The following is a 24,621-nucleotide window of genomic DNA, read 5'->3' as shown; positions in this document are numbered from 1 at the left end:
CGTAACCACTATCAACAGTACTTCTCCTGATCTTGCTAAGGACTAATAAAAATAAGAAAAGTTCGCTTGATAAATAAAATTCTTATGTTTATGGCGCAGAACGAATAGTAATACTTTTTGTCATTCCAGCATAACTGATTGAAGATAAAATGAGTAAATTGTGGAATTAGCCTGGATATCATCGGGCAACCCAATTTTCATAGCTGCCTTATACTTAAGAAGCTACTTACCCCCCATCCCCGGTCAATATTTGCTCACCGGAGGTAAGCCGTTTGAATGACATACCCAGTCTGGGCATGATAAAATCAGCGCAATTACTTTGGCGGAACTATCATCATGAAATTAAAGAATAAATTACTCCGCCATTTTATTTCTGCGGGCGTGGTTGTTCTGACCTCTTCATTTCTGGTGTATGAATTAGTCGCCAGCCATCGGGACATGTCAGAATATATGCGCTATATCGTCGAAAAAGGCGAGTACGCTTTTCTCTACGATAAATATCAAAATCAGCTTATTATCTCCCAGTTTGCTCGCAAGTTAGATGCCCTTCCCTCTACCGACGTCGCGCAGCTGGCTTGCGACAGCATGCAAACAAAAGGTGACGTTAGCGGGCTGAATATTACAGAGTATACCTTTCCTCTACTTCACGGCACACTCAGCGCTAATCAAACTTCATGCCTGGCGTGGGTGAACGATCTACCCGCTTTGCAGGTATTTGATACAACAATTGACCGTAACAGTACCACTCCCGGACACGAAACCGGCCCTTATAAATCCGATAAAAAATTACGCTACTTCATTGATTTAAATAATAAATATGTTTATTTTCATTCACCAGTTGAGATTAAAAACAGTTTGCTGGATAACTGGAATTTTCTCCACGACGGCAAATTAGGTATCTCACAGGCTAACCTGAATAGTTTACTTCGCGGCCGTACGCTGATTTCCAGCATCTACGTTGACGCGATAACAGGGCAGAATATTTTATCGTTTTTGACCCCAGTCTATCACCAGGATCTGCTCAAAGGCGTCGTGATGGTCGATGTCACCCGCAAAGATATTGAACAGCTCCTGTATACCGCCGACCGCCCCTTAGTCTGGCGCTATCTGGACATCACCTTAACGGACTCGGATTCAACAACCGAAATCATCGTTCACCGCAGCCAAACGCATATTTTCGGCTATGCCCACTACAACAATCAGGTTGCAGAGAATATGCAGATCGCGCTGTCGCTGGACGTGATGTATTTCCTGCTTAGCTCCTGGAAGCTGTTCCTGTTTTACCTGATATCTACTGGCGTACTGCTGCATCTTGTACGGATGCACTTCCGTTTGTATACCGATGTTTTCAAAGAAAACATCAGCGATTCATTAACCGGTCTTTTCAACCGTAAAATCCTCTCCCCGATCCTTGAGTCCCGTCTGCAAAAGCTAACGGAACAGGGCGTGAACATCGTGTTTATGGCGCTCGACTGCGACCGACTGAAATACATTAATGATACCTGGGGGCATAACGAAGGCGACCGGGCTATTGTTATGCTCGCGCAGGCCATATCGTCGTCCATACGTAAAAGCGATTACGGTATTCGCCTGGGCGGAGACGAGTTCTTTCTGATTCTGATCGATTACGCCAATGAAGATGCTCAGGATATTCCCGAGCGCATCCGCCAACACCTGACGGCGGTTGATATCAATAAACGCGTTAATTTCTCGTGGGGAGCCTGCAGCATGGCGTCGGGAGATAACCTGGTGGACGTGATGAACATCGCCGATGCCCGGCTGTACGAAAATAAAAAACAGAAAAAACATCCACTTCCGGCACGAGAAGGTTAAGCTGGATACTTTAACCCGCAAGGACAGACTGACATGAACGCGCCTGTAATACAGAGCACCCACCAGCAGTTGCTCGAGTTGCTTAACCGATCCGATGCTCGTTTCCGGGTTGTTGAGCATGAAGCCGTCGGGAAATGTGAAGCGGTATCCGAGATCCGCGGTACGGCCCTGGGTCAGGGTGCAAAAGCGCTGGTATGTAAAGTCAAAGGTCATGGGGTGAATCAACACGTACTGGCGATTCTTGCCGCCGATCAACAGGCCGATTTAGCCCGCCTGGCCGAACATATCGGCGGCAGCAAAGCCTCACTGGCCAGCCCCGCAGAGGTCGATACTCTCACCGCCTGCGTGTTTGGCGCAATTCCACCTTTCAGCTTCCACCCATCGCTGCGTCTGGTCGCCGACCCGCTGCTATTTGAGCGTTTCCCGGAAATCGCCTTCAACGCCGGGCAGCTCGACAAATCGATTATCCTCAACACCGCTGACTATTTACGTATTGCCCAACCCGAGCTGGTGGTCTTTCGCCGCGAGGTCTGACCCCTCCCTCGCCTCTATCGCAACGTTATCTGAGTTATTTCCGATAACGTTGCATTTTATTTTGCATTCTTTGTTACCGGTATCACGAAAAGCATTTTACGTAATTCTGATACCAAATCCCGCAATTGTTAACCCTCCAGCTTCAACCACACTATAGCTCGTAATTACTGAAACCGTATCTTAACGACACCAGGTGACATCAATGACGACTAAAGTTACCCGTAAAGAAAAAATCAGTTATGGCCTTGGGGATATGGCCAGCCATATCGGCCTGGATAACGTGATTATTTTTCTGACGTTTTACTATACCGATGTGGTGGGCCTCCCGGCAGCCTTTGTCGGCACGATGTTTCTGCTCGCCCGTACCGCCGATGCCATCATCGACCCGGCAATGGGCTATATGGCTGACCGCACTCGCTCGCGCTGGGGGAAATTCCGCCCGTGGATGCTGTGGTTAGCCCTGCCATTTGGCCTGAGCTGCCTCCTGACTTACGCCGTACCGCAATCTCTGGATATGACCGGCAAAATGATTTTCGCCAGCGTCAGCTACACCTTCATGATGCTGATGTATACCGCCATCAATATTCCCTACTGCTCGATGGGGGCGGTGATCACCCCCGATAATGACGAACGTATCTCCCTGCAATCCTGGCGCTTCTTCCTTGCCACGCTCGGCGGCGCAATGTCGACGTTTTTCATGATGCCGCTGGCGGAGTACCTCGGCGGCGCGGATAAGCTGGCGGGCTATCGCTGGGCGATGGCGATTATGGCCAGCGCAGCGGTGATTATGTTCTGGATCTGCTTTGCCAACACCCGTGAACGTATTAAAGCGCCCGCTACCCATAACAACTATCTGTCTGAACTGCGCGATCTCCTGCGCAACGATCAGTGGCGGGTCGTCGCGGTGCTGGTGATGACCAACATTGGCTTTGGCGTAATCCGTCTCGGGGCGATGATGTACTTCGTTACTTACTACCTCGGCAGCGCCAGCTACTTTATGTGGATGCTAGGCGCGCATATTCTTGGCAAGGCCGCAGGTAGCTTGCTGGCCAAACGACTGACCCGTAATTTCAACAAAGTTCAAATGTTCGGCTACTGCGCTGTGCTGGCGGGGGTGCTGAGCATCGCTCTATTCTTCGCGCCGAAATCCGTTTTCGTGCTGGTCCCGCTGACGTTCATTATCTCCACGCTTTATCAGGCCACCACCACGCTGATGTGGGTAATGATGGCCGATGTCGCCGACTACGGCGAATGGCGACAGGGTAAACGTATGGATGGCGTCATATTCTCCACCTTCCTCGCGGTCCTCAAGCTGGGAATGGCCCTCAGCGGCGCTATCGTCGGCTGGACTCTGGGCTTTAGCGGCTACGTCGCCAACGCGCCGGAACAAACATCACTTGCAATGAACTGCATCGTCGCCCTGTTTACCGTTGTTCCCGGCCTACTCTCGCTGGCGGTCTTCGCCACGCTGCGCTGGTACAAGCTTGATGACCAGACCATGCAGGAAATCAATTTGGCTAAAACGCAATCTCTTGTGAAAGGATGATCTCACCATGAGCGAATTAATACAGCATGCTAACGCCATCGAATGGCGCTTCGAACGGCAGATTTTACGCCTTGAGCCCTGGGGCGAAAACAGCCTGCGGGTACGCGCCACCTGTGCGCCGGAGTTTAATTCGGAGCTTCAGGCGCTACTGACGCCAGAATCATGCCAGGCCGAAATCTCCCGGGATGCGGAAACGCTGACCCTGCGTAACGGCAATATCAGCGCGGTGTTGAACCTTAAGGGTCAGCTGGCATTTTACAATCAGCGCGGCGAGCTGCTACTCGAAGAGATGTGGCGGCAACGTTCCACCGTTGGTATCGGCGCCAGCGAAAAGAGCCAGGACAAATACGTCAGCGCCCTGAAACTGGACGGCCGGGAATTTAAACCACTTCCTGGGGGCAAATATCAGCTAACGGTTCGTTTTGAAGCCCGCCACGATGAGAGACTGTATGGCATGGGCCAGTACCAGCAGCCGTGGCTGGATCTGAAGGGTTGTTCTCTTGAGCTGGCGCAACGTAACTCACAGGCCAGCGTGCCGTTTGTGCAATCCAGCCTCGGCTACGGCCTGCTGTGGAATAATCCAGCGGTTGGCGAGGCCAGCTTTGCCAAAAACCACAGCCAGTGGATCGCCCGCGTCACCCAGGAGATGGACTACTGGATAACCGCCGGTGACAGCGTAATGGAGATAACCCGCCAGTACGCTAAAGCCACCGGCACGCCCCCCGCCGCACCAGAATTCATTAGCGGCCTGTGGCAGTGTAAATTGCGCTATCGTACCCAGCAGGAGGTGCTGGAGGTGGCTCGCGAATACCGCCGCCGTAGCCTTCCGCTCTCGGTGATGGTTATCGATTTCTTCCACTGGCCGAATCAGGGTACCTGGTGTTTCGACCCTACCGACTGGCCGGATCCGAAGGCGATGGTAGAAGAGCTCGAATCAATGGGCATCAAGCTAATGGTTTCAGTCTGGCCGACCGTTGAAGCCCGCAGCCCGCTGTTCCCACAGATGAAGGCTAAAGGGTGGCTGGTGACCAGCGATCGCGGCGTACAGGTCAACCTGGATTTTATGGGCAATACCACCTTCTTTGACGCCACCCATCCTCAGGCACGGCAGTTTGTCTGGGATACGGTAAAGAAAAACTATTTTGACTACGGGATCAAGCTGTTCTGGCTGGATGAAGCCGAGCCGGAGTATCGCGCCTATGACTTCGATAACTATCGCTATCACGCCGGACCGGTGCTGGAAGTGGGCAACCGCTATCCGCGTGATTTCGCCCAGGGCTTCTACGATGGCCTGCGTGCGCAAGGTGAAGAAGAGATTGTCAATCTGGTGCGCTGCAGCTGGGCAGGCAGCCAGCGCTACGGCGTGCTGGCGTGGTCCGGCGACGTTCACTCCTCCTTCCATTCGTTTCGCAATCAGTTGGCTGCCGGGCTCAACATGGGGCTGGCGGGCATTCCATGGTGGACGACCGATATCGGTGGTTTCCAGGGCGGCAATATCCACGATCCGGCATTTCACGAACTATTGGTCCGCTGGTTCCAGTGGGCCGTATTCTGCCCGGTTCTGCGCATGCACGGCTATCGCGAGCCGCGGATCCAACCGCCGGAAAGCTATCGCCACGGTATTCCTCAATGCGACAGCGGTTCGCCAAATGAGCTGTGGAGCTACGGCGAGGATAATTTCGCCATCATGCAACGCTGGCTGGGCGTCCGCGAGGTGTTACGTCCCTATATTGATGAACTGTACGCCAATGCACATCGCCACGGCGACCCGCTCATGCGCCCGCTCTTCTGGCACTATCCCGACGATGCGCAAAGCTGGCAGGTCGAAGACCAATACCTGTTTGGCCAGGATTTGCTGGTCGCTCCGGTCATGCACGCAGGCCAGCGTCAGCGCGAGGTCTGGCTGCCGGGTGAACATCAATGGGTCGATTTACAGGGGGAGCGCTATCAGGGAGGGCAGCGTATTTCAGTTCCCGCCGGGCTGGAGACTATTCCGTTGTTTATTCGTGAAGGCAGCCCGCTGGTTTCGCTGCTGGTAAAATAAATCAGGCAGATGCCTGAAATAGAGAGCATGCGCTAAAAAAAGCCTGTCTACTCACGCAATTATGCGTAGAGTAAACGGGCTTCTCTTTTTTTTGTATTTTGGCAAGGACCTCTGCACATGCTCGACACCACCCTGTTAATTCTGCTGGGCCTGGCGGCGCTCGGCTTTATTAGCCATAACACGACCGTTGCGATTTCAATACTGGTTTTAATTATCGTCCGCGTCACCCCGCTTAATACTTTCTTCCCTTGGATTGAAAAGCAGGGGCTGACCATCGGGATTATCATTCTGACTATCGGCGTGATGGCGCCTATCGCCAGCGGTACTCTTCCGCCCTCAACGCTGCTCCATTCGTTCGTTAACTGGAAATCACTGCTGGCGATTGCCGTCGGCGTCGGCGTCTCATGGCTCGGCGGGCGCGGCGTGGCGTTGATGGGCTCGCAGCCGCAGCTGGTGGCCGGGCTGCTGGTCGGCACCGTACTCGGCGTTGCTCTCTTCCGCGGGGTACCGGTAGGCCCGCTTATCGCCGCCGGGATCATTTCGCTATTTATAGGGAAGTCGTAGTCAGGCTGGCGAGATAGCGTCCCGGCGTTTGGCCCAGCCCTTTCTTAAACATGGTGATAAAGGCGGTGGTGGAGTCATAGCCCAGACTCTGCGCTGTCTGCTGCACGCTTTGCCCGCGGATCAGCATCTGCAGAGCGAGGATAAGCTGCAGCTGATGCCGCCAGCGGCGAAAGCTCAGGCCCGTTTCGCGCACTACCAGCCGCGCCAGATTACGCTCGCTCATGGCGAACTCCGCCGCCCACTGCGCCAGCGTTTGCCAACGAGCGGGATCATCGGCCATGACCTCCGCCATCTGGCGAATTTTCGGATGTCCGGATACCGGCAGTTGCAAATGCTCCTGCGGCTGCTGGGGTAGCTCGTCAAACAGCACCTGCACCAGGCGGTGCATCGCCGCTGATTCCAATTCTGCCCTGCCGCGCTGGGCCATGGTCAAAATAAGCTCGCGCACCAGCGATGAAATCTTTAACGTACAGCAGAAATTCGGCATCGGGGCCGCACCGGGTTCAATAAACAAAAAGCAGATCTGCGCTCCCGGCGTCGCCCGGTTGCTATGGGGTATCTGCCCAGGGACCCACACCGCATACTGCGGCGGCACCATCAACATGGCATTTTCCACTTCGCAGGTTAGTGCCCCGTGCAGCGCCAGGATCAACTGACCTTTGCGGTGCTGATGACGCGGAATATGCTGCTCGTCCGCGACAACCTGAATACGAAATGCCAGCGCCGCTTCATGGCCGCTGTCCGGGTCATAGCCGTCCAGGCCGAGTCCGATCATAAGATTGTCCGATATTAGCGATATTCTGTCATTTTAGCTTGATTTAAACGGGTCGCAAACAGGCTATTGTTAACGCCTCGTTTTTCTTGTCTGAGATAGCCATGAATTCTGTTTCATCTTCTACCGGCCGCCGTAATCTTTTATTGATTGCCGGTATCTTGCTGATTGCGACCACCTTACGCGTTGCATTTACCGGCGCCGCACCGCTGCTGGACGCAATTCGCAGCGAATATGGCCTCACCACCGCGCAAACCGGCCTGTTAACGACCCTGCCGCTGCTGGCCTTCGGCCTGGTCTCACCGCTGGCTGCGGGCGTCGCACGCCGATTCGGTATTGAACGCAGCCTGCTGCTGGCGATGATCCTGATTTGCCTGGGTATCGGTCTGCGCTCGCTACCTTCCGTAGCATTATTGTTTATCGGCACCACGATTATCGGCTGCGGTATTGCGCTGGGGAACGTCCTGCTGCCCGGATTAATCAAACGCGATTTCTCGCAGCATGTTGCCAAAATGACCGGTGCCTACTCCCTGACGATGGGTGGTGCCGCTGCGTTGGGGTCGGCGATGGTGGTCCCGTTGGCGCTTGCCGGACTCGGCTGGCGCGGGGCGCTGCTGATGCTGATGGTTTTCCCGCTGCTGGCGCTGTTTGTCTGGCTGCCGCAGTCGCGTCAGCAGGCCCCTGCGCCGCTAACGAATTCGGGCGCGGTCCACAACCGCGGGATCTGGCGCTCGGCGCTGGCCTGGCAGGTCACGCTATTTCTCGGTATTAACTCGCTGGTCTATTACGTCATCATCGGCTGGCTGCCCGCTATTTTGCAAAGCATTGGCTACAGCGAGGCGCAGGCGGGATCTCTGCACGGACTGCTTCAGTTAGCAACCGCAGCACCAGGGCTGGCGATTCCACTAATTCTCCATCGGCTGAAAGATCAGCGCGGTATTGCGGTTCTGGTCGCCCTGATGTGCGCCGTTAGCGCGCTCGGATTGTGGTTTTTGCCCGCTCAGGCGGTGATATGGACGCTGATATTCGGCTTTGGATCCGGCGCAACCATGATTCTGGGGCTGACCTTTATTGGCCTGCGCGCTAATTCGGCACATCAGGCCGCCGCGCTATCGGGAATGGCGCAGGCCGTTGGCTATCTGCTGGCCGCATGCGGGCCGCCGGTGATGGGGAAAATTCATGATGCCAACGGCGACTGGCATATTCCGCTGATCGCCGTGGCGCTGATTTCAATCGCAATGGCGGTATTTGGTGCGCTGGCCGGTCGCGATCGGGAGATCAACAGCTAGCAACACCAGCGCCCGGCAATTTTCGCTGCCGGGCGTTTACTTATTGGCTTGCCGCGTGCAAAAACGCGTGCACCAGCGGCGATGGGCGCCCTTCCAGCGCATTGCGCTCGTGCTGGAATAGCGTGGCGACAAAGAACGGATGCGTTATCAGCTCCACCGCCCGAATCTCGCCATCATCATCCCAGCCGGTCACCCGCAGATCGCCCTGCTCCAGCTCGCGAGCAAAGTCTTCTGCAATCCCATAGTTGCAGTGGTAACCCTCTTCAATGTTGTCACGCCCATAGGCGCGAGCGATCAGGGTATTGGCACGCAGTTCAATGCCATCAGTCTTTTCCACCAGTGAGCAGCTCAGCGGTGCAATCACCATCCGGCCTTCAGTATCGGTTTCAGCATGCGCAGCATCCTGCCAGCCCATCACATTACGCGCGTATTCAACGATCGCGTGCTGGAAACCGCCGCAGGTACCGAGGAACGGAATGCTGTTTTCACGCGCGTGGCGAATGGCGATAAACGCGCCTTCGGCGTTTTTATAAGGACTGGCGGGAACGACCCAGATAGCATCGTAGTCGACCAGATCGTCGGCGGAGCTTATCTCGCTGGTTGCCAGCCAGTCGTAGCGCAACGCAAGCTCCATTACGGCAGCGGCATCATCAATCGCCAGCGGAATCGCTTTATGGGCAATCACATCAGGGTTGTAGTCACCAACCAGGGCAATACGCAAGGGAGAGGAGTTCATAGCAGGATCCTTATGTCAGAGCGATTATCAGGCAACACAAGGAGCCTCAGGTTAGCGATCCCGGCGGCGGAACACAATCCTTATTTTTTACACGCCAGGTCCCGCGCAATTTTGCCTGACAGGCGGTATGGTATAAAGCAAAGGAATGGCTACGGATATGAGATGAAGAGCAAAATTCTGGTCAGCGCCTGTCTGATGGGCTTTCAGGTTCGCTATAACGGCAGCAACAAAGCGCAGCTGGCTGATGCCCTGGCGCGCTGGCAACGTGAGGGGCGGCTGGTCATCCACTGCCCGGAGCTGGCAGCCGGTTTGCCGGTCCCCCGACTCCCGGCAGAAATCCTCAATGCTCAGGGCGCTGATGTAATGCAAGACCGTGCGCAAATTGTTGAAAGTGATGGTCAGGATGTTACTGCGCACTATCAACTGGCCGCCTGGCTGGCGCTGAAGGCAGCGCAAGAAGAAGGCTGTGACGCCGCATTGTTGACCGATGGTAGCCCAACCTGCGGTAGCCAGTTTATCTATGATGGTACCTTCAACGGGCAGCGCAAACCTGGCTCTGGCGTTGCTGCCGCGCTGCTTCGCGAGCACGGCATTACGGTATTTTCCGACGGGCAGATCCCGCAACTGCTCAACTGGATGGAACAAAGGGAGAGTGACGATGATTCAATGTAAACGCGTTTATGACCCACAAGAAGAGAGCGATGGCTATCGCGTGCTGGTTGATCGTCTGTGGCCGCGTGGCATTAAAAAAGAGGCGCTGAACTACGATGAGTGGTGTAAAACGCTGACCCCGTCTGCTGATTTACGCAAGGCTTTCCACAGCGAAACTATCGATTTTGCTCACTTCAGTCAGCTCTATCGTCAGGAACTGGATGCCCACCGCGATGAAGGCGCACGCCTCGCCGCCCTGGGCCGTCAGCAGCAGTTGACGCTACTCTATGGGGCGAAAAACACCCGACAAAATCATGCTCAGGTGCTTGCCGCCTGGCTGGAAGCGCTGGAATAAGCGCTACGACTTAGCCGGATGATCGCGACGCCAGAGGTCCCATTCGTCAATCGTTTCGCCACCCGGCAGCTTACAGTCCGTGCGCACGCCCTGCGGGCTTTGTACAGGCACCTGAGTGCCTCCTAGCTGTTCGCAGTAAACCGACGCCGGGTTAGCCATGCCCACCGGATGCGTGGGCTGAGTCTGTTGAGGCTGAGCGCATCCGGCGAGCGCCAGAGGCAGCATGATTGTCATCCACTTCATTTCTACTCCTTAATTGATCAAATCGGTCTTTCGCCCTGAATCTCCACGGTTTCTCCATTTTAACTACACTTTTACCTCGTAGAGTAGCCCCTGTTCTCGAACTGACCAGAGAACAGATCATTCCATAATCAATGAGTTTTTCCCCGTCGCCCCCGACGGGGCTTTTTTTCCTGGTGCCGATACAGGTATTCTCCCAACAGATGTGTTAAATTTTATGTATCTCTGTTTACTCTGCGCTGATGGTCGTTTTTAGCATAATTTGCTGGTAGTCACGATTAGCGTTCGGGAGCCGTATCATTCATGTCCGACTTTATTCTTGCCCGCGTCTCACAAACTCTCGCCAATGAACACTCTCTGGAAGCATTGGTGCGGCAGTTACTTGAGATGCTGGAGCTTGTCACTCGAATGGAATCCACCTACCTGACGCGTATCGACTTTGAAGCGCAGCGACAGCTGATTATGTATGCGCACAACAGCAGCGAAATGCAGATCCCCGAAGGTTTTTCCGTCCCATGGAACGACTCGCTGTGCAAGCGTGCGCTGGACGATCGCTGCCTGTTCAGCAACGACGTGGCCGAGCGCTGGCGTTCGTGCATTGCGGCGCAGGATTTGGGCATCGCCACCTTCTTCAGCATTCCGGTGCGCCTGACCGATGGCTCGCTTTTCGGTACGCTGTGTGCAACCAGCCGCGAAAGACAGCCCTATAACCTTGAGGGTGAGCAGGTCATGAATCTGTTTGCCAAACTCATCTCCCATTACGTTGAGAAAGAGACGCTGGTGCAACAGTTGCGTACGGCTAACGTCGCGCTTGAAATGCACTCTTATACCGATGAATTGACCGGTTTGCCCAACCGTCGTTCGCTGTTTAAGCACCTTTCCGCTCAATTCCCGCGCGCATGTGAGCAGCAGCGCAATGTGCTGATGATTTTTATCGACCTTGATGATTTTAAAGCGATAAACGATCGATTCGGTCACCCTTGTGGCGACAGTTTTCTCATTCAGATTGGCGAGCGTCTCAATGCCCGTGTACGTAGCGGCGATATTGTCGGTCGCCTTGGTGGAGATGAATTTTTAATTGTCGGCCCGGGCCTTGAATTAGCAGAACAGCTAGAGTATATCGCCGCGTTACGCCATGAGCTAACGGGGACCTATTTTCTTGCCGGGAACCGTATTCACTACCCCGGCGCCAGTTTTGGCGTTATCGACGTCAACCCTCAGACGATGGACGTCGAACAGGCGCTGCGTGCCGCTGACGATGCGATGTATCAGGATAAGAAGTCACGCCGCCAGGGGACTTTCTTTCATATAGACTAATACAACGCGTGAATATCCCGTATGATGTCAGGCATATTTCGCACCTATAGGGACAAAACAATGAGACTGGGCATTCTATTTCCGGTGGCTATATTTATCGTCGCCGTTGTTTTTCTGGGCTGGTTTTTTGTCGGCGGTTATGCGGCACCGGGCGGGGCATAATGAAAAAAAGCACCATTATTATGCTTATCATTGCCATTGTGGCTGTAGCGGGTACGCAGTTCGGCTGGTGGTAAGGCGGGTGGCAGAACGCTGAATAAGGCGGGTGGCAGAACGCTGAATAAGGCGAACTTCGGTTCGCCTTATTGCATTACGCTAGTCCTGACGATCGGAACCTAAAAACAGGAAACCCAGCGGAATAGAGAATAGCAGCGTGAACACAATGCTATAAACCGTGACCATAGCCCCTTGCAGGAAGAACATTGACGTCGTCCACTCTGAGTACGGCATATTATACTCGCTCACCACGCCCCCAAAGGTCGCACGGCCAACCACGAAAAGCGCGATGGCAAACACTGCCCCTATCGACAGGAAAAACTTCTTGCTGTTTTTGTTGCTGGTGAGTTTCTGCAGAATCATCCGGGTTCCCTTTTTTCTGAGCGATAATCGGCTGTATATGTAACACCAATGCAATAAAAATTGAAGGGATTTTGTTACGAAACAGTGATAGTCGCTATCGGGCCGGTCGCACGTACCGGCCTGATGACTATGACTGCAGGGTTGCCAGACGGGCAGCGAAACCGACAAAGACTAAGCCAATAAGGCTGTTGCCGATTTTCGCCAGTTTCTTTTTCGTTTTGACATAGCGCGTCACAAAAGAGCCGGAGACGATCAGGAAGCTCATGTAACAGAAGCTAATGATTTCCAGAGTCAGCGCCAGAATAAAGAACGCAAGGCCTGGGGTTTTGGCATTAACGTCGATAAACTGCACGAAAAAAGAGACATAAAACAGAATGGCTTTCGGATTCGTCAGGCTGAGAGTCAGCGAACGCTTAAGAATCGCGCTCCCTGGTTCGGAATCAGACGCAGAATGACCATCGCGCTGGGTTAACACCGCGTAGAGCATCTTACCGCCCATCCACAGTAGATAAATCGCCCCCAGGTAACGGACAATATTGAACAGTACTGGCGTGGTTTTGATAAGCGTCGCGACGCCCGCAAAAGCGAGAAACATCAGTACCGCATCGCCAATAAACACGCCAGCCGCCGCCAGATAGCCCTTTTTAACGCCGTGAGCAACGCCAGTTTTGAGGACAAAAAAGGTATTCGGGCCGGGCACCAGGATAATAAAGATAGCCCCAACCAGATAGGTCAGGTAATTCAAAACACCAAACTCAGCGAACACAACGCACTCCTTCGCTTACAACAAAAAAATATGATCCCGCGCACGTTAACGCAACGGAGACCATTTTGAAAGCGCTGTGAGTGCGGATGTCTTAATACAGCGAAGTTTCGCCCTGCGGACGGGTTTTAAAGCGGCGGTGAACCCACAAATATTGCTCCGGCGCACGCAGGATCTCTTTCTCAATGACTTTATTGATATAGCTGGCCGCATCCTGTTTATCTTCGCCTGGATAATCGCTCATCACATCACTGATATAGAGGCGGTAACCTTTGCGGTCTGGCTTGCGTACCATGCTGATAGTCAGCATTTTCGCACCAGACAAGCGAGATAGCACGTAGGTACCGTTGGTCGTTGCCGCATGTTCCACAGAGAAGAACGGAGCAAACACGCTTCCCTTGGGGCCGTAATCCTGATCCGGGGCGAACCAAACGGCCTCGCCAGATTTCAATGCATGGACCAGACCAGACAAATTGCGGCGGTCAATCATCGCTTTGTTGGAACGTAAACGGCCGCGAGTCTGCACCCACTCCATCAGCGGGCTGTTATGTGGGCGATAAGTTGCCATCATCGGGCGACACAGCCCCATAGTGCGACCACCTAATTCAAGTGACATAAAGTGCACGCCGACAGCCATCACCCCTTTTCCCGCACTCATCGCGTTGTTGAGGTTATCCATGCCTTCAACGTCAAACCATTTTCTCACTCGCTCATCGCTCCAGAACCATGCCATACCGGTCTCGATCAGACCCATCCCTAATGACATGAAGTTCTGTTCAATAAGCTTGTCTCGCTCCGCTGGCGACATATCCGGAAAACAGAGTTCGAGGTTACGTCGGGCGATACGTTCACGGCGTTTTAGAAAACGTCGCGATGCCCGGCCAGCGCTGGTACCGATGGTATGTAAAACGGGATAGGGTAATTGAACGATGAGCCAGAGTATGGCAAGGCCAAACCAGGTTCCCCAATTACGGGGATGGAGGAGACTTTTATTAAAAGCGCAAGACATGGTTTTTCCTGTAAACATTCAAACATGAGGTAACGCTTAAGGAAAAAACGAGTCCCTTCATCGAGTCATTAGGCGATACGTATAGCATTACTGACAATAATAATACTGGTAAATTCACTCCGGCAAGTAAAAAACCACGCCAGCATAAAAAAACACAATACAAGCACACCTGTAACAAAATGTAAAATAAAAATGAACAAATCATTACGAATATCTATAAAAAGAATGTTTTCCAGGCTAATCATTCATCAGGGCACCATTGAACTTCGATGCCATGCATGCAGAAAATCATGGGCTGCCTCAGAAGCCATGCGGTGTAGAAGGGAACCACTGGAGGTTAAGTTCGGCCCCTTCCCTGGACCTTATAAGCAATAAATACCACGCTAATCATTACTGGCCAAAATACAAAACCCCACGGCCGTCAATCAGAATTACCCGCCAAAAAAGAGATGCAAGGTGAAATATTTTCGATATTCACTCTGAAATAAGAATCACCTTATTTTACACCGCTGACAGTAAATAATGTTTATCGACAGTTATTCATATTCCTTGCGTTATTTTTCACTCACCACCTGGACCTTTACACCTTTAACTGAACAGCAGGCGATAAAGTTCAGACGGTGCTTTTGACTTTGGAAAAAGCGCATCATCGATAAAAATCTCGGACGATTCTCGCGCTTCAGCAAACCATTACAGGCAATCTTCAGCGCCTGTTTGAATCCTTCATCTTTGATAAGCCCTTTGGGGGACATTAGCGACATCCGCCCGTGGTGATAACGAACGTAATCGAAACCTGTCCGCTCAAAAAGCGCCTGCCAGCCTTCGGCGCTCAACGGGCTCACGTTGGATTTCACTACGCCCTGCAACTGCATCCGAGCCCCCTCTTCCAGCGCCTCTTGCGTGTACATAATATCGTGGGTCAGCAAACGACCGCCGGGTTTGAGCACGCGAAAATATTCCGCCACCAGCCTCTCCTTAGCTTTATCACCATACATCGTCAGCATCGCCTCATTAATCACTACATCAAAGGCACCATCAGGAAAAGGCAGTCGATTAGCATTAGCCTCCATCACTAATACCCGATTATCCACGCCTTCACGGACGATGTTTTGCCGCGCTATCGCCAGCGCGTCTTTATCCATATCAATAGCGTAGACGCTACAGCGAAAACGCTGCGCCAGCTCTATCGAAGTGGTACCCATATTACAGGCAACCTCCAGCACTTTGCTGTCAGGAGTAAATCCCGCTTGCTGAAACAACCACTCGGTCGCCTCCACGCCGCCGGGGCGCAGACGAGTTTTCCCCAAACTTGCCAAAAAGGTATGCCCTGCTTTGTCGCTTGCGTTCATCAGAATCTCCTTATCTATAACATGCATTATAAATACATTATTATGATTACCGAGGGAATAATGATAATGAATTTTATTTGCATTAATGGCAGGGGTAATTGGCGGTAAAAAAATCTATTCAATATTTAACAGTTACTTATAGCAACTATTCACTTCATGATTGATAAGCGGATTGCGCTTCAATTGAAATGATAACCATTCTCATATTAACATACGGCACACTGATGAATTTTTCTGAACCCGCTCATGTCCCAGCCTTCCGCTACCGCTGCACCGTTGACGCTTGCCTCGCTGTATAGCGACCATCACGGCTGGCTGAAAAACTGGCTTACCCATAAGCTGCAATCTTCCTTTGACGCCGATGACGTCGCGCAGGATACCTTCGTGCGAATTATGGGCGGCGAGCCGCTGGCAACGATTCGCGATCCAAAGTCTTTCCTTTGCACAATTGCCAAACGAGTGATGATCGACCTGTTCCGCCGCAATGCGCTGGAGCGCGCATGGCTGGACATGCTCTCGCAGCTACCGGAAGAGCTGGTCCCCTCGCCCGAGCTGCGGCAAAGCCAGCTTGAACTGTTACAGCAAATTGACGCCATGCTGGATGGGCTCAATGTAAAAACCCGGGAGGCATTTTTACTCTCGCAGCTCGAAGGCCTGACCTACGCCGAAATCGCCAACCGTCTGTCGGTATCCGTCAGCTCTGTCAAAAAATATATGGCGAGAGCTACCGAGCACTGCCTGCTTTTTCGCCTGGAGAACGGCCTGTGAACCCGGCGTTGAGCGACTCCCGTCGTTAGGCGTTGCGTTCGGCTTCGCACTGGTACGCCGTTCTGAGCGAAGGTCACGTCAGCCCAACGCAGGAAGCCCGCTGGCAACAGTGGTATGAGCAGAACAATGATCACCAGTGGGCCTGGCAACAGGTGGAAAACCTGCGTCAGCAGATGGGGCAATTGCCCGGCGGACTGGCCAGCCGGGCGCTGCACGATAGCCGTCTGGCTCGCCGCCAGGTGCTGAAAGGGCTGCTGCTTTTGCTGGTTGCCGGTGGCGGCTGGCAGCTATGGGATTCCGAACTGGCTGATGGGCTACGCGCCGACTACCGCACGGCAAAGGGCCTGCCGCGCCAGCAGCGGCTTGCCGATGGCACGCTGCTCACACTTAACACCGAAAGCGCTGCTGATGTCCGTTTTGACGCTCATCAGCGCCTCGTCCATCTGCGCTATGGCGAAATCGCCATTAAGACCGCGCACGACAACCAACAGCGACCGTTCCGGGTACGGACTCGTGATGGCTTGCTAACCGCGCTCGGAACCGAATTCACCGTGCGCCAGTTCGCGGGCGGAACACAACTTGCCGTGCAGCAGCACGCCGTCGAAGCGGTTTTGCCTTCGGGCAGCAAGCAAAGAGTCAACGCCGGAGAAAGCCTGTGGTTCACCCGTGATCGCTTCGCCGCCCTGGTCGCACTTAACGGCGGTGAAGATAGCTGGACGCAAGGAATATTAACCTTCCGTGATACCCCACTGAGCGAGGTGGTCGCCAGCGTAGCCCGCTATCGCTCCGGCGTACTGCGCTGCGATCCCGCCGTGGCTGATTTACGCCTCAGCGGAACCTTCCCGTTAGGGGATCCTGACGCCATCCTTAAGGTCATCGCACAAACCCTGCCGATAAAATTGCAGTTTGTCACCCGCTATTGGATCACCGTGATTCCGGCTTGAGAAAAAAAATCAAAAAAATTCTCATTCTCCATTGTCCCTTTTCCCCTGCTCGTTCGACTTATTAGGTGAATACAACCAAAAACGATCATGGAGAACTCATGACGCCTTTACGCGTTTTACGCAAACCGCTGCCTCTGGTGATGGCAATCCGTATCAGTCTGCTGCCGTTAGTGGGGTTGACTGCCGTGCCGGTATTTGCCGCCACGCAGTTTGATATTGCAGCCGGGGATTTAGACAACGTACTTAACCAATATGCCGCCCGCAGCGGCATCACGCTCTCCGCCGATGCCAGCCTGACGCGCGGTAAGCTCAGCCCCGGCCTGCACGGCAGTTTTGAAACCGAGCAGGGATTACACACGCTGCTGGACGGTAGCGGATTACAGTTAAAAGCGCTGGGTAATAACGTCTGGACGCTGGAACCCGCGCCCATCAGTAGCGAATCTACCTTAACCGTAGTGGGCGACTGGCTCGGCGATGCCCGGGAAAACGATGTCTTTGAGCACGCAGGTGCCCGTGATGTTATCCGCCGGGAAGATTTCGCCAAAACCGGCGCGACCACCATGCGCGAAGTTCTGAACCGAATTCCCGGCGTGAATGCACCGGAAAATACCGGTACCGGCAGTCACGATCTGGCGATGAACTTTGGTATTCGCGGCCTCAATCCGCGCCTTGCCAGCCGTTCCACGGTATTGATGGACGGCATCCCAGTGCCTTTTGCGCCTTACGGCCAGCCGCAGCTTTCGCTGGCACCGGTCTCGCTCGGTAATATGGATGCGGTGGATGTGGTACGCGGTGCCGGTGCGGTGCGCTATGGGCCGCAAAGCGTTGGAGGCGTGGTGAACTTCGTGACCCGCGCCATTCCTCAGGATTTCGGTATAGAGGGCGGCATTGAGGGGCAACTCAGCCCTACCTCTTCGCAAAACAATCCGAAAGAAACGCATAACTTAATGATCGGCGGCACGGCGGATAACGGTTTCGGCTCCGCCCTGCTCTACTCCGGCACCCGCGGCAGCGACTGGCGCGAACACAGCGCGACACGCATCGACGATGTGATGCTGAAAAGCAAATATGCGCCCAACGAAGTGCATACCTTTAACAGCCTGCTGCAATACTACGACGGCGAAGCCGATATGCCCGGCGGCCTCTCCCGCGCCGACTATAACGCCGATCGCTGGCAATCCACCCGCCCTTACGACCGCTTCTGGGGACGCCGCCAGCTCGCCAGTCTTGGCTACCAATATCAACCGGACGCGCAGCATAAATTTAATATTCAGGGGTTCTATACCCACACCCTGCGCAGCGGTTATCTGGAACAGGGCAAGCGTATTACCCTCTCGCCACGTGAATATTGGGTTCGCGGCATTGAACCACGCTACAGCCAGAGCTTTATGATGGGCCCATCGGCGCATGAAGTCGGCGTCGGCTACCGCTATGTGAATGAATCGACCCACGAGATGCGTTATTACACCGCGACCACCAGCGGCGAGCTGCCCAGCACCGCCAGCCCGTACGATCGCGATACCCGCTCCGGCACCGAAGCCCACGCCTGGTATATCGACGACCGTATTGATATCGGCAACTGGACGATTACGCCGGGCATGCGCTTTGAGCACATCGAGTCGTATCAGGACAACAATATAAAAGGCACCCGCGAGCAGGTCAGCTATAACGCGCCGCTCCCGGCGCTAAACGTTCTTTATCACCTCACCGACAGCTGGAATATCTATGCCAACACAGAAGGCTCATTCGGCACCGTACAGTACAGCCAAATTGGCAAGGCTGTGCAAAGCGGCAATGTGGAACCGGAAAAAGCACGCACCTGGGAAGTCGGCACCCGCTACGACGACGGCGCGCTGAGCGCCGAGATGGGACTATTCCTGATTAACTTTAATAATCAGTACGACTCCAACCAGACTAACGACACGGTTACCGCACGCGGTAAAACCCGTCATAGCGGCCTGGAAGCGCAAACCCGTTACGACCTTGGCGAACTTTCCCCCGCCCTGGATAACCTCTCGGTCTACGCCAGTTATGCCTATGTCAACGCCGAAATCCGCGAAAAAGGTGATACCTACGGCAACCAGGTTCCCTTCTCGCCAAAACACAAAGGCACCTTTGGCGTCGATTACAAGCCCGGCAGTTGGACGTTTAACCTCAATAGCGACTTCCAGTCCAGCCAGTTTGCGGATAACGCCAACACCGTGGAGGAGAGCGCCGACGGCAGCACCGGGCGTATCCCTGGCTATATGCTGTGGGGCGCGCGAGTGGCCTATGATTTTGGCCCGCAAATGGCCAACCTCAACCTCGCGCTGGGGGTGAAAAACATCTTCGATCATGAGTATTACACCCGCTCTTACGACGATAACAACAAAGGCCTTTACGCCGGTCAGCCGCGCACGCTGTATCTGCAAGGATCGATGAAATTCTGATGATGGTTTGTTGCCGGATAGCGGCGCAAGCGCCCTGTCCGGCAAGCTGGAGTTGACTATGTTTAGCATTGTTCGCATGTTTATTTTTGGCCTGCTATTCCTGACAGGCCCCGCATTCGCCGTCACCGTGCAGGATGAGCACGGCATCTTAACTCTTGATAAGACACCGCAGCGGATCGTGGTGCTCGAACTCTCCTTTGTTGACGCGCTGGCGGCGATTGACGTCAGCCCGGTGGGCGTGGCCGATGATAACGACCCATCGCGAATTTTGCCGGACGTACGTGCGCGCCTGAAACCCTGGCAGTCGGTAGGTACCCGCGCCCAGCCCTCACTGGAAGCCATCAGCGCCCTGTATCCTGACCTGATTATTGCCGATAGCAGCCGCCATAGCGGCATTTACGCCTCCCTGCAACAGATTGCCCCGGTACTGTTGTTGAAATCACGCAATGAAACCTGGGAAGAAAATCTGCAGTCGGCGGCGATTATTGGCAAAGCGGTTGGCAAAGAAGCAGAGATGCGGCAGCGCCTGGCGCAGCATCGGCAAACCATGGCAGCGTTTGCCCGCCAGCTACCAGCCGGTGCCAGCGTGCTATTTGGCACCTCGCGCGAGCAGCAGTTCAATCTTCATTCGACGCAATCGTATACCGGCAGCGTGCTGGCGGCGCTTGGCCTGAAGGTTCCGCAGCCGATCAACGGCGCGCCGATGGCGGCGATCAATCTCGAACAGCTGCTGGCGATTAATCCGCAGTGGTTGCTGGTGGCCCATTATCGGGCCGAAAGCATCGTTAAAAAATGGCAGCAGGACGCGCTCTGGCAAATATTACAGGCCCAACAAAAGCAGCAGATTGCCGCCGTCGATAGCAACAGCTGGGCAAGAATGCGCGGGATCTTTGCCGCCGAGCGTATCGCTGGCGATATGGTGAAAATCGTCCACCACCAGGCGGTTGATAGCGCACCATGAGACCGTTCCGTCGATCGTTTTTTATCTGGGGATTGCCGCTGCTGACGCTCATCGGTCTGTTCTGGCTGAGCCTGTTTTGCTATTCGGCAATCCCGATTTCGCCGCTAAATGCCCTGCACGCCTTGCTCGCGCCGAAAACGCCTCCCCTTGCGCAGGCGTTAGTGCTTAATCTGCGCCTGCCTCGCAGCCTGGTGGCGATGATGCTCGGGGCCAGCCTCGCTGTTTCAGGCACGCTGCTGCAAACCCTGACCCATAACCCGCTGGCCTCTCCCTCTTTGCTGGGCATCAATAGCGGCGCGGCGCTGGCAATGGCGCTGACCAGCGCCTTCAGCCCGGCACCGCTGACCGGGCTTTCGTTGGCGTTGATTGCCGCCTGCGGCGGTGGAATCAGTTGGATGCTGGTGATGACCGCTGGCGGCGGCTGGCGTCAGGAGCTGGATCGCAATCGGCTGATCCTCGCCGGGATTGCCCTCTCGGCGCTATGCATGGCGCTGACCCGCATAACTCTGCTGCTGGCGGAAGATCACGCATACGGTATTCTCACCTGGCTGGCTGGCGGCGTTTCCCACGTGCGCTGGGCAGAGTTCTGGCAGCTTTTGCCTTTTACGGTATTGATTCTTCCCGGTGTCTTTCTGTTGGCCAATGCGCTTAATTTGCTGAACGTCAGCGATAGCGCCGCCCATTCACTGGGAGTGAACTTGCCCCGTCTGCGCCTGCTGATTAACGCCGCCGCTTTGTTACTCACCGGGGCCTGCGTCAGCGTCGCCGGGCCGGTCGCCTTTATCGGTCTGCTGATCCCACATCTGGCACGGCTTTGGGCCGGTCACGATCATCGTACGCTTCTGCCCATGAGCGCCACGCTGGGCGCTTTATTTATGCTATTAGCGGATATTCTCGCCAGAGCGCTGGCCTGGCCGGGAGAGCTCCCGGCGGGCGCGGTGCTGGCGCTGGTCGGTGCCCCCTGTTTCGTCTGGCTGGTCAGGAGGCGCGGATGAGACTCCGCCGCGTCAGCTTTTTACTGCTCGTTCTGGCGCTGTTAACCGTGCTTTCGTTGCGTATGGGCGCAGTCCCGCTGCCGTGGCGGGCGCTGCTTGACGGCTGGCACCCGGGTAGCGAACATCACTACGTACTGATGCAATATCGCCTGCCTCGCGTGGTGCTGGCGCTGATAATCGGCGCCGCGCTGGCGGTTTCCGGCGTACTGATTCAGGGCGTTGTGCGTAATCCGTTGGCCTCACCAGATATTCTGGGCATTAACCATGCGGCGAGCCTGACGTCGGTCGCCGCACTGTGGTTTTTACCCTCCCTGTCCCTGCTGTGGCTACCGCTGCTGGCCTTTATCGGCGGGATAACGGCGATGACGGTGCTGATAATTCTTGCCGGTTTCTCCCGCCCAATGCGCCTGGCGCTGACCGGCGTGGCGCTGTCGGCCTGCTGGGCCAGCGTGACCGATTATCTTTTACTGTCGCGCCCTCAGGAAATCAATAACGCGCTGCTGTGGCTAACCGGTAGCTTGTGGGCCAGAGATGGCTCGTTTGTGATTGTCGCTCTGCCCCTGCTCACCGTGCTGCTACCGCTGAGTTTCGCTCTCAGCCGCGATCTCGACCTGCTGGCGTTGGGCCACGATCGCGCCGGGACCTTGGGCGTCAATATTCGCTGGCTTAACGGCTACGCGTTGACCCTCGCGGTCGCCCTCGCCTCGGTCAGCGTCGCGGTCTGCGGCCCTATCGCTTTTATCAGTCTCGTCGTGCCGCATCTTGTTCGCCGCCTGTTCGGTGGACGTCATCGCTATTTACTGCCGGTTTCGGCGCTGATGGGTGGGCTGGTTCTGCTGCTCGCCGATCTGCTGGCGCGAACGCTCAACCCGCCGATGGAGCTTCCGGCAGGCGTGCTGACAGCGATTATTGGCGCGCCCTGGTTTATCTGGCTACTTGTGAGAATGCGTTAAATGGAACTGCGAACGGAAAATCTGACCGCTGGCTATGACGGCAAGCGCATTATTAACAATCTCAACCTGACGTTACCGGGCGGGAAAATCACCGCGCTGCTGGGGCCGAACGGCTGCGGTAAATCCACTCTGCTGAAGTGCTTTTCTCGCCTTCTGACGCCGGACGCTGGGGAGATTTGGCTTGGTAATCAGACCTTAAATGGTATCTCGACTCGTCAACTGGCGCGGCGGCTGGCGCTCCTTGCGCAGCAGCATCACGTACCGGAAGGCGTGACCGTGCGCGAGCTGGTCAGCTATGGTCGCAGCCCGTGGTTGCCAATATGGGGGCGGCTTTCGACACAGGATAGAGAGAGCATTGAGCGCGCGCTTGAACGAACAGGCATCGCTGGGCTGGCGGAGCAGCCACTAAGCGCCCTTTCCGGCGGTCAGCGGCAGCGGGCATTTCTGGCGCTACTGCTGGCTCAGGATACGCCGCTGGTGCTGCTTGATGAGCCAACAACCTGGCTGGATATCAATCACCAGGTGGAGTTAATGAAGCTGATGCGCGAGCTACAGCTAATGGGAAAAACCGTGGTCACCGTGCTGCACGATCTTAATCAGGCCAGCCGCTACTGCGATCATTTGGTGGTACTTGCTGGGGGCCAGGTGCAGGCTCAGGGCCCAGCGGAAACGGTGCTGACGCCAGAAATGCTGCGCGAGGTCTTCAGCCTGGAGGCAGAGATTCATCCAGAGCCGATATCGCAGCGCCCGATGTGCGTGGTGAAATAATACGAGGTATGGCGCAGAACGCGCCATACCTGAGGATAATCAGTAGGTGTGGAAATATTGCTGAATCACCTGCGGATTTTTAGTTTGCGTCAGCGCCGTCATCAGCAGAATGCGCGCTTTAGCCGGATTGAGCGAATCGGATACCAGCCCCGGCTGGCCGTCATCAACCGGTACCACACCGCTACCGGTACGCGAGGCGCGAACCACCACGATACCGGCTTTTTCCGCTTTTTCGATCCCTGCCGCGCTACGTACGGAAACAGAACCCGCTCCGGTACCCGCATAGATAATGCCGTCGGCATGGTGCGCAATCGCCGCGTCATACATATATTCCGGATCGTCCTGATAGCCATAAATAATGACCACTTTTGGCAGTGCGTTAAGGTTACGCACGTCAAAAACAGAACGCACGGTGTGAATTTTATCCACCCGGGTTTCAAATTGCGGCTTGCCGCTGACGATAACACCAAGGTAGCCCTCTTCGGGTGCCTTGAAGGTATCCAGCGTCGTCGCATTCGTTTTGGTCACGAAACGTGCAGCACCGATACGGTCATTAAGAACCACCATCACGCCACGACCTTTCGCTTGCGGATCAGCCGCCACGGTCACCGCCTCCAGCAGATTCATCGGACCATCGGCGCTGATGGCCGTTGCCGGACGCATTGCCGCGGTGAAGACCACTGGCTTATTGCTTTTTACCGTCAGATTGAGGAAATAAGGCGTTTCATCCAGCGTATCGGTTCCATGAGTAATCACGACGCCGTCTACGTCATCGCGGGCCAGCAGCTCATTAACGCGTTTTGACAACTTGAGAATAATATCGCTGGTCATATTTTCGCTGCCAATATTGGCTACCTGCTCACCGTCAACGCGCGCGACCTTGCTCATCTCAGGCACGGCATTAATCAGCGTTTGTACGCCAATCGCGCCGGCTTTATACCCGGTCGTTTGGGTGTTGCTGGCCGCCGAGCCGGCAATGGTTCCTCCGGTCGCCAGGATCACAATGTGCGGCAGGCGCGTCTCACTTAATGCAAAAGTACTCACTGTCAGTAACGCAATGGCCAGTAATGCTCTAAAATTCATAATTACTCATCCCAAAATAGATATTAATCAAACACGCACAGCGTTAATGCAAACGGCTTGCCAGGATTTATTTTTGTTTTAAACATAAAAATGATTAACTATCAGACAAAAAAGGATTTTTTATTCACCCTTGGCGCTA

At 54.7% G+C, this 24,621-nt stretch carries 25 protein-coding genes; 17 read left to right on the top strand and 8 right to left on the bottom strand.

Going from position 1 to position 24,621, the window contains the following annotated elements; genetic code table 11:
- Positions 1-336 precede the first annotated feature (336 nt).
- From dgcJ to HV127_RS19335, 5 genes are all read left to right on the top strand, one after another.
- Positions 337-1,833: a diguanylate cyclase DgcJ gene (gene dgcJ, locus HV127_RS19355; protein ID WP_182238020.1), complete on the top strand. Its 1,497-nt coding sequence runs from the start codon at positions 337-339 to the stop codon at positions 1,831-1,833.
- Positions 1,834-1,866: 33 nt separating this feature from the next.
- Entirely contained in the window at positions 1,867-2,367 is a 501-nt protein-coding gene (locus HV127_RS19350; RefSeq protein ID WP_182238018.1) for a YbaK/prolyl-tRNA synthetase associated domain-containing protein, read from the top strand.
- Between the two features lie 202 nt (positions 2,368-2,569).
- Positions 2,570-3,913 (top strand): glycoside-pentoside-hexuronide (GPH):cation symporter, encoded by a 1,344-nt coding sequence (locus tag HV127_RS19345; RefSeq protein WP_182238016.1) that lies wholly within the window; start codon positions 2,570-2,572, stop codon positions 3,911-3,913.
- A 7-nt stretch (positions 3,914-3,920) separates the two neighbouring features.
- On the top strand, positions 3,921-5,957 hold the full coding sequence (locus HV127_RS19340; RefSeq protein ID WP_182238014.1) for a glycoside hydrolase family 31 protein: 2,037 nt from the start codon (positions 3,921-3,923) through the stop codon (positions 5,955-5,957).
- Between the two features lie 117 nt (positions 5,958-6,074).
- Positions 6,075-6,521 carry a DUF441 domain-containing protein gene (locus tag HV127_RS19335; RefSeq protein WP_110273595.1) on the top strand — a complete coding sequence of 149 codons (447 nt, stop codon included), beginning with the start codon at positions 6,075-6,077 and terminating at the stop codon, positions 6,519-6,521.
- Here HV127_RS19335 and HV127_RS19330 read toward each other — a convergent pair.
- Positions 6,505-7,296, bottom strand: coding sequence for a helix-turn-helix transcriptional regulator (locus tag HV127_RS19330; RefSeq protein WP_182238012.1), 792 nt, complete (start codon positions 7,294-7,296; stop codon positions 6,505-6,507). The two genes, HV127_RS19335 and HV127_RS19330, sit on opposite strands and share 17 nt — an antisense overlap.
- 101 nt (positions 7,297-7,397) lie before the next feature.
- On the opposite strand from HV127_RS19330, the gene HV127_RS19325 reads away from it, so the two are divergent.
- Positions 7,398-8,582, top strand: a complete 1,185-nt coding sequence (locus HV127_RS19325) for a CynX/NimT family MFS transporter (RefSeq protein WP_182238010.1) — start codon at positions 7,398-7,400, stop codon at positions 8,580-8,582.
- 40 nt (positions 8,583-8,622) lie between these two features.
- On the opposite strand, the gene HV127_RS19320 is transcribed toward HV127_RS19325, so the two are convergent.
- The gene (locus tag HV127_RS19320) at positions 8,623-9,318 is read right to left on the bottom strand and encodes a CTP synthase (protein WP_182238008.1); all 696 of its coding nucleotides are present in this window, start codon (positions 9,316-9,318) and stop codon (positions 8,623-8,625) included.
- A 162-nt stretch (positions 9,319-9,480) separates the two neighbouring features.
- Between HV127_RS19320 and HV127_RS19315 the strand changes: the two genes are divergently transcribed.
- Positions 9,481-9,990, top strand: coding sequence for a DUF523 domain-containing protein (locus HV127_RS19315; protein ID WP_182238005.1), 510 nt, complete (start codon positions 9,481-9,483; stop codon positions 9,988-9,990).
- The gene (locus HV127_RS19310) at positions 9,977-10,324 is read left to right on the top strand and encodes a DUF488 domain-containing protein (protein ID WP_182238003.1); all 348 of its coding nucleotides are present in this window, start codon (positions 9,977-9,979) and stop codon (positions 10,322-10,324) included. Before HV127_RS19315 ends, HV127_RS19310 begins: the two co-directional genes overlap by 14 nt.
- 3 nt (positions 10,325-10,327) lie before the next feature.
- Here the strand turns inward: HV127_RS19310 and HV127_RS19305 are convergent, their stop codons facing one another.
- Entirely contained in the window at positions 10,328-10,567 is a 240-nt protein-coding gene (locus HV127_RS19305; RefSeq protein ID WP_110273661.1) for a DUF333 domain-containing protein, read from the bottom strand.
- Positions 10,568-10,867: 300 nt separating this feature from the next.
- Between HV127_RS19305 and HV127_RS19300 the strand changes: the two genes are divergently transcribed.
- Positions 10,868-11,881, top strand: a complete 1,014-nt coding sequence (locus HV127_RS19300) for a sensor domain-containing diguanylate cyclase (RefSeq protein WP_110273601.1) — start codon at positions 10,868-10,870, stop codon at positions 11,879-11,881.
- A gap of 60 nt (positions 11,882-11,941) precedes the next feature.
- Positions 11,942-12,043 carry a YoaK family small membrane protein gene (locus HV127_RS19295; protein WP_004101234.1) on the top strand — a complete coding sequence of 34 codons (102 nt, stop codon included), beginning with the start codon at positions 11,942-11,944 and terminating at the stop codon, positions 12,041-12,043.
- 153 nt (positions 12,044-12,196) lie between these two features.
- Here the strand turns inward: HV127_RS19295 and HV127_RS19285 are convergent, their stop codons facing one another.
- The 4 genes from HV127_RS19285 to HV127_RS19270 form a co-directional block, all read right to left on the bottom strand.
- Entirely contained in the window at positions 12,197-12,460 is a 264-nt protein-coding gene (locus HV127_RS19285; protein WP_110273602.1) for a DUF2534 family protein, read from the bottom strand.
- 127 nt (positions 12,461-12,587) lie between these two features.
- The gene (gene leuE / locus HV127_RS19280; protein WP_110273603.1) at positions 12,588-13,226 is read right to left on the bottom strand and encodes a leucine efflux protein LeuE; all 639 of its coding nucleotides are present in this window, start codon (positions 13,224-13,226) and stop codon (positions 12,588-12,590) included.
- Positions 13,227-13,317: 91 nt separating this feature from the next.
- On the bottom strand, positions 13,318-14,232 hold the full coding sequence (gene lpxP / locus HV127_RS19275) for a kdo(2)-lipid IV(A) palmitoleoyltransferase (protein ID WP_182238001.1): 915 nt from the start codon (positions 14,230-14,232) through the stop codon (positions 13,318-13,320).
- Between the two features lie 554 nt (positions 14,233-14,786).
- On the bottom strand, positions 14,787-15,581 hold the full coding sequence (locus HV127_RS19270) for a class I SAM-dependent methyltransferase (RefSeq protein ID WP_182237999.1): 795 nt from the start codon (positions 15,579-15,581) through the stop codon (positions 14,787-14,789).
- Between the two features lie 246 nt (positions 15,582-15,827).
- Here HV127_RS19270 and fecI point away from each other — a divergent pair, with 246 nt between their 5' ends.
- From fecI to fecE, 7 genes are all read left to right on the top strand, one after another.
- Positions 15,828-16,349 (top strand): ferric citrate uptake sigma factor FecI, encoded by a 522-nt coding sequence (gene fecI / locus HV127_RS19265; RefSeq protein ID WP_182237997.1) that lies wholly within the window; start codon positions 15,828-15,830, stop codon positions 16,347-16,349.
- Between the two features lie 32 nt (positions 16,350-16,381).
- Positions 16,382-17,293, top strand: a complete 912-nt coding sequence (fecR, locus tag HV127_RS19260) for a ferric citrate uptake sigma factor regulator FecR (RefSeq protein ID WP_228727477.1) — start codon at positions 16,382-16,384, stop codon at positions 17,291-17,293.
- 98 nt (positions 17,294-17,391) lie between these two features.
- Complete coding sequence (gene fecA / locus HV127_RS19255) at positions 17,392-19,722, top strand: TonB-dependent Fe(3+) dicitrate receptor FecA (protein ID WP_182237995.1); 2,331 nt, start codon at positions 17,392-17,394, stop codon at positions 19,720-19,722.
- Between the two features lie 58 nt (positions 19,723-19,780).
- On the top strand, positions 19,781-20,683 hold the full coding sequence (locus HV127_RS19250) for a Fe(3+) dicitrate ABC transporter substrate-binding protein FecB (protein WP_182237993.1): 903 nt from the start codon (positions 19,781-19,783) through the stop codon (positions 20,681-20,683).
- Positions 20,680-21,678, top strand: coding sequence for an iron-dicitrate ABC transporter permease FecC (gene fecC, locus HV127_RS19245; protein WP_182237991.1), 999 nt, complete (start codon positions 20,680-20,682; stop codon positions 21,676-21,678). The genes HV127_RS19250 and fecC overlap by 4 nt, the downstream gene beginning before the upstream one ends.
- A complete protein-coding gene (fecD, locus tag HV127_RS19240) occupies positions 21,675-22,631 on the top strand; it encodes a Fe(3+) dicitrate ABC transporter permease subunit FecD (RefSeq protein ID WP_182237989.1) in 957 nt (318 codons plus the stop codon). Before fecC ends, fecD begins: the two co-directional genes overlap by 4 nt.
- Entirely contained in the window at positions 22,632-23,399 is a 768-nt protein-coding gene (gene fecE, locus HV127_RS19235) for a Fe(3+) dicitrate ABC transporter ATP-binding protein FecE (RefSeq protein ID WP_182237988.1), read from the top strand. It begins immediately after the preceding gene.
- A gap of 39 nt (positions 23,400-23,438) precedes the next feature.
- On the opposite strand, the gene fraE is transcribed toward fecE, so the two are convergent.
- Positions 23,439-24,482, bottom strand: coding sequence for a fructose-asparagine asparaginase (gene fraE / locus HV127_RS19230; protein WP_182237986.1), 1,044 nt, complete (start codon positions 24,480-24,482; stop codon positions 23,439-23,441).
- Positions 24,483-24,621: the final 139 nt, after the last annotated feature.

Source organism: Klebsiella sp. RHBSTW-00215, assembly GCF_014103785.1.
GTDB lineage: Bacteria > Pseudomonadota > Gammaproteobacteria > Enterobacterales > Enterobacteriaceae > Klebsiella.
Note: the sequence above shows the minus strand (reverse complement) of the source record. Positions and strands in the feature narration are given on the sequence as shown.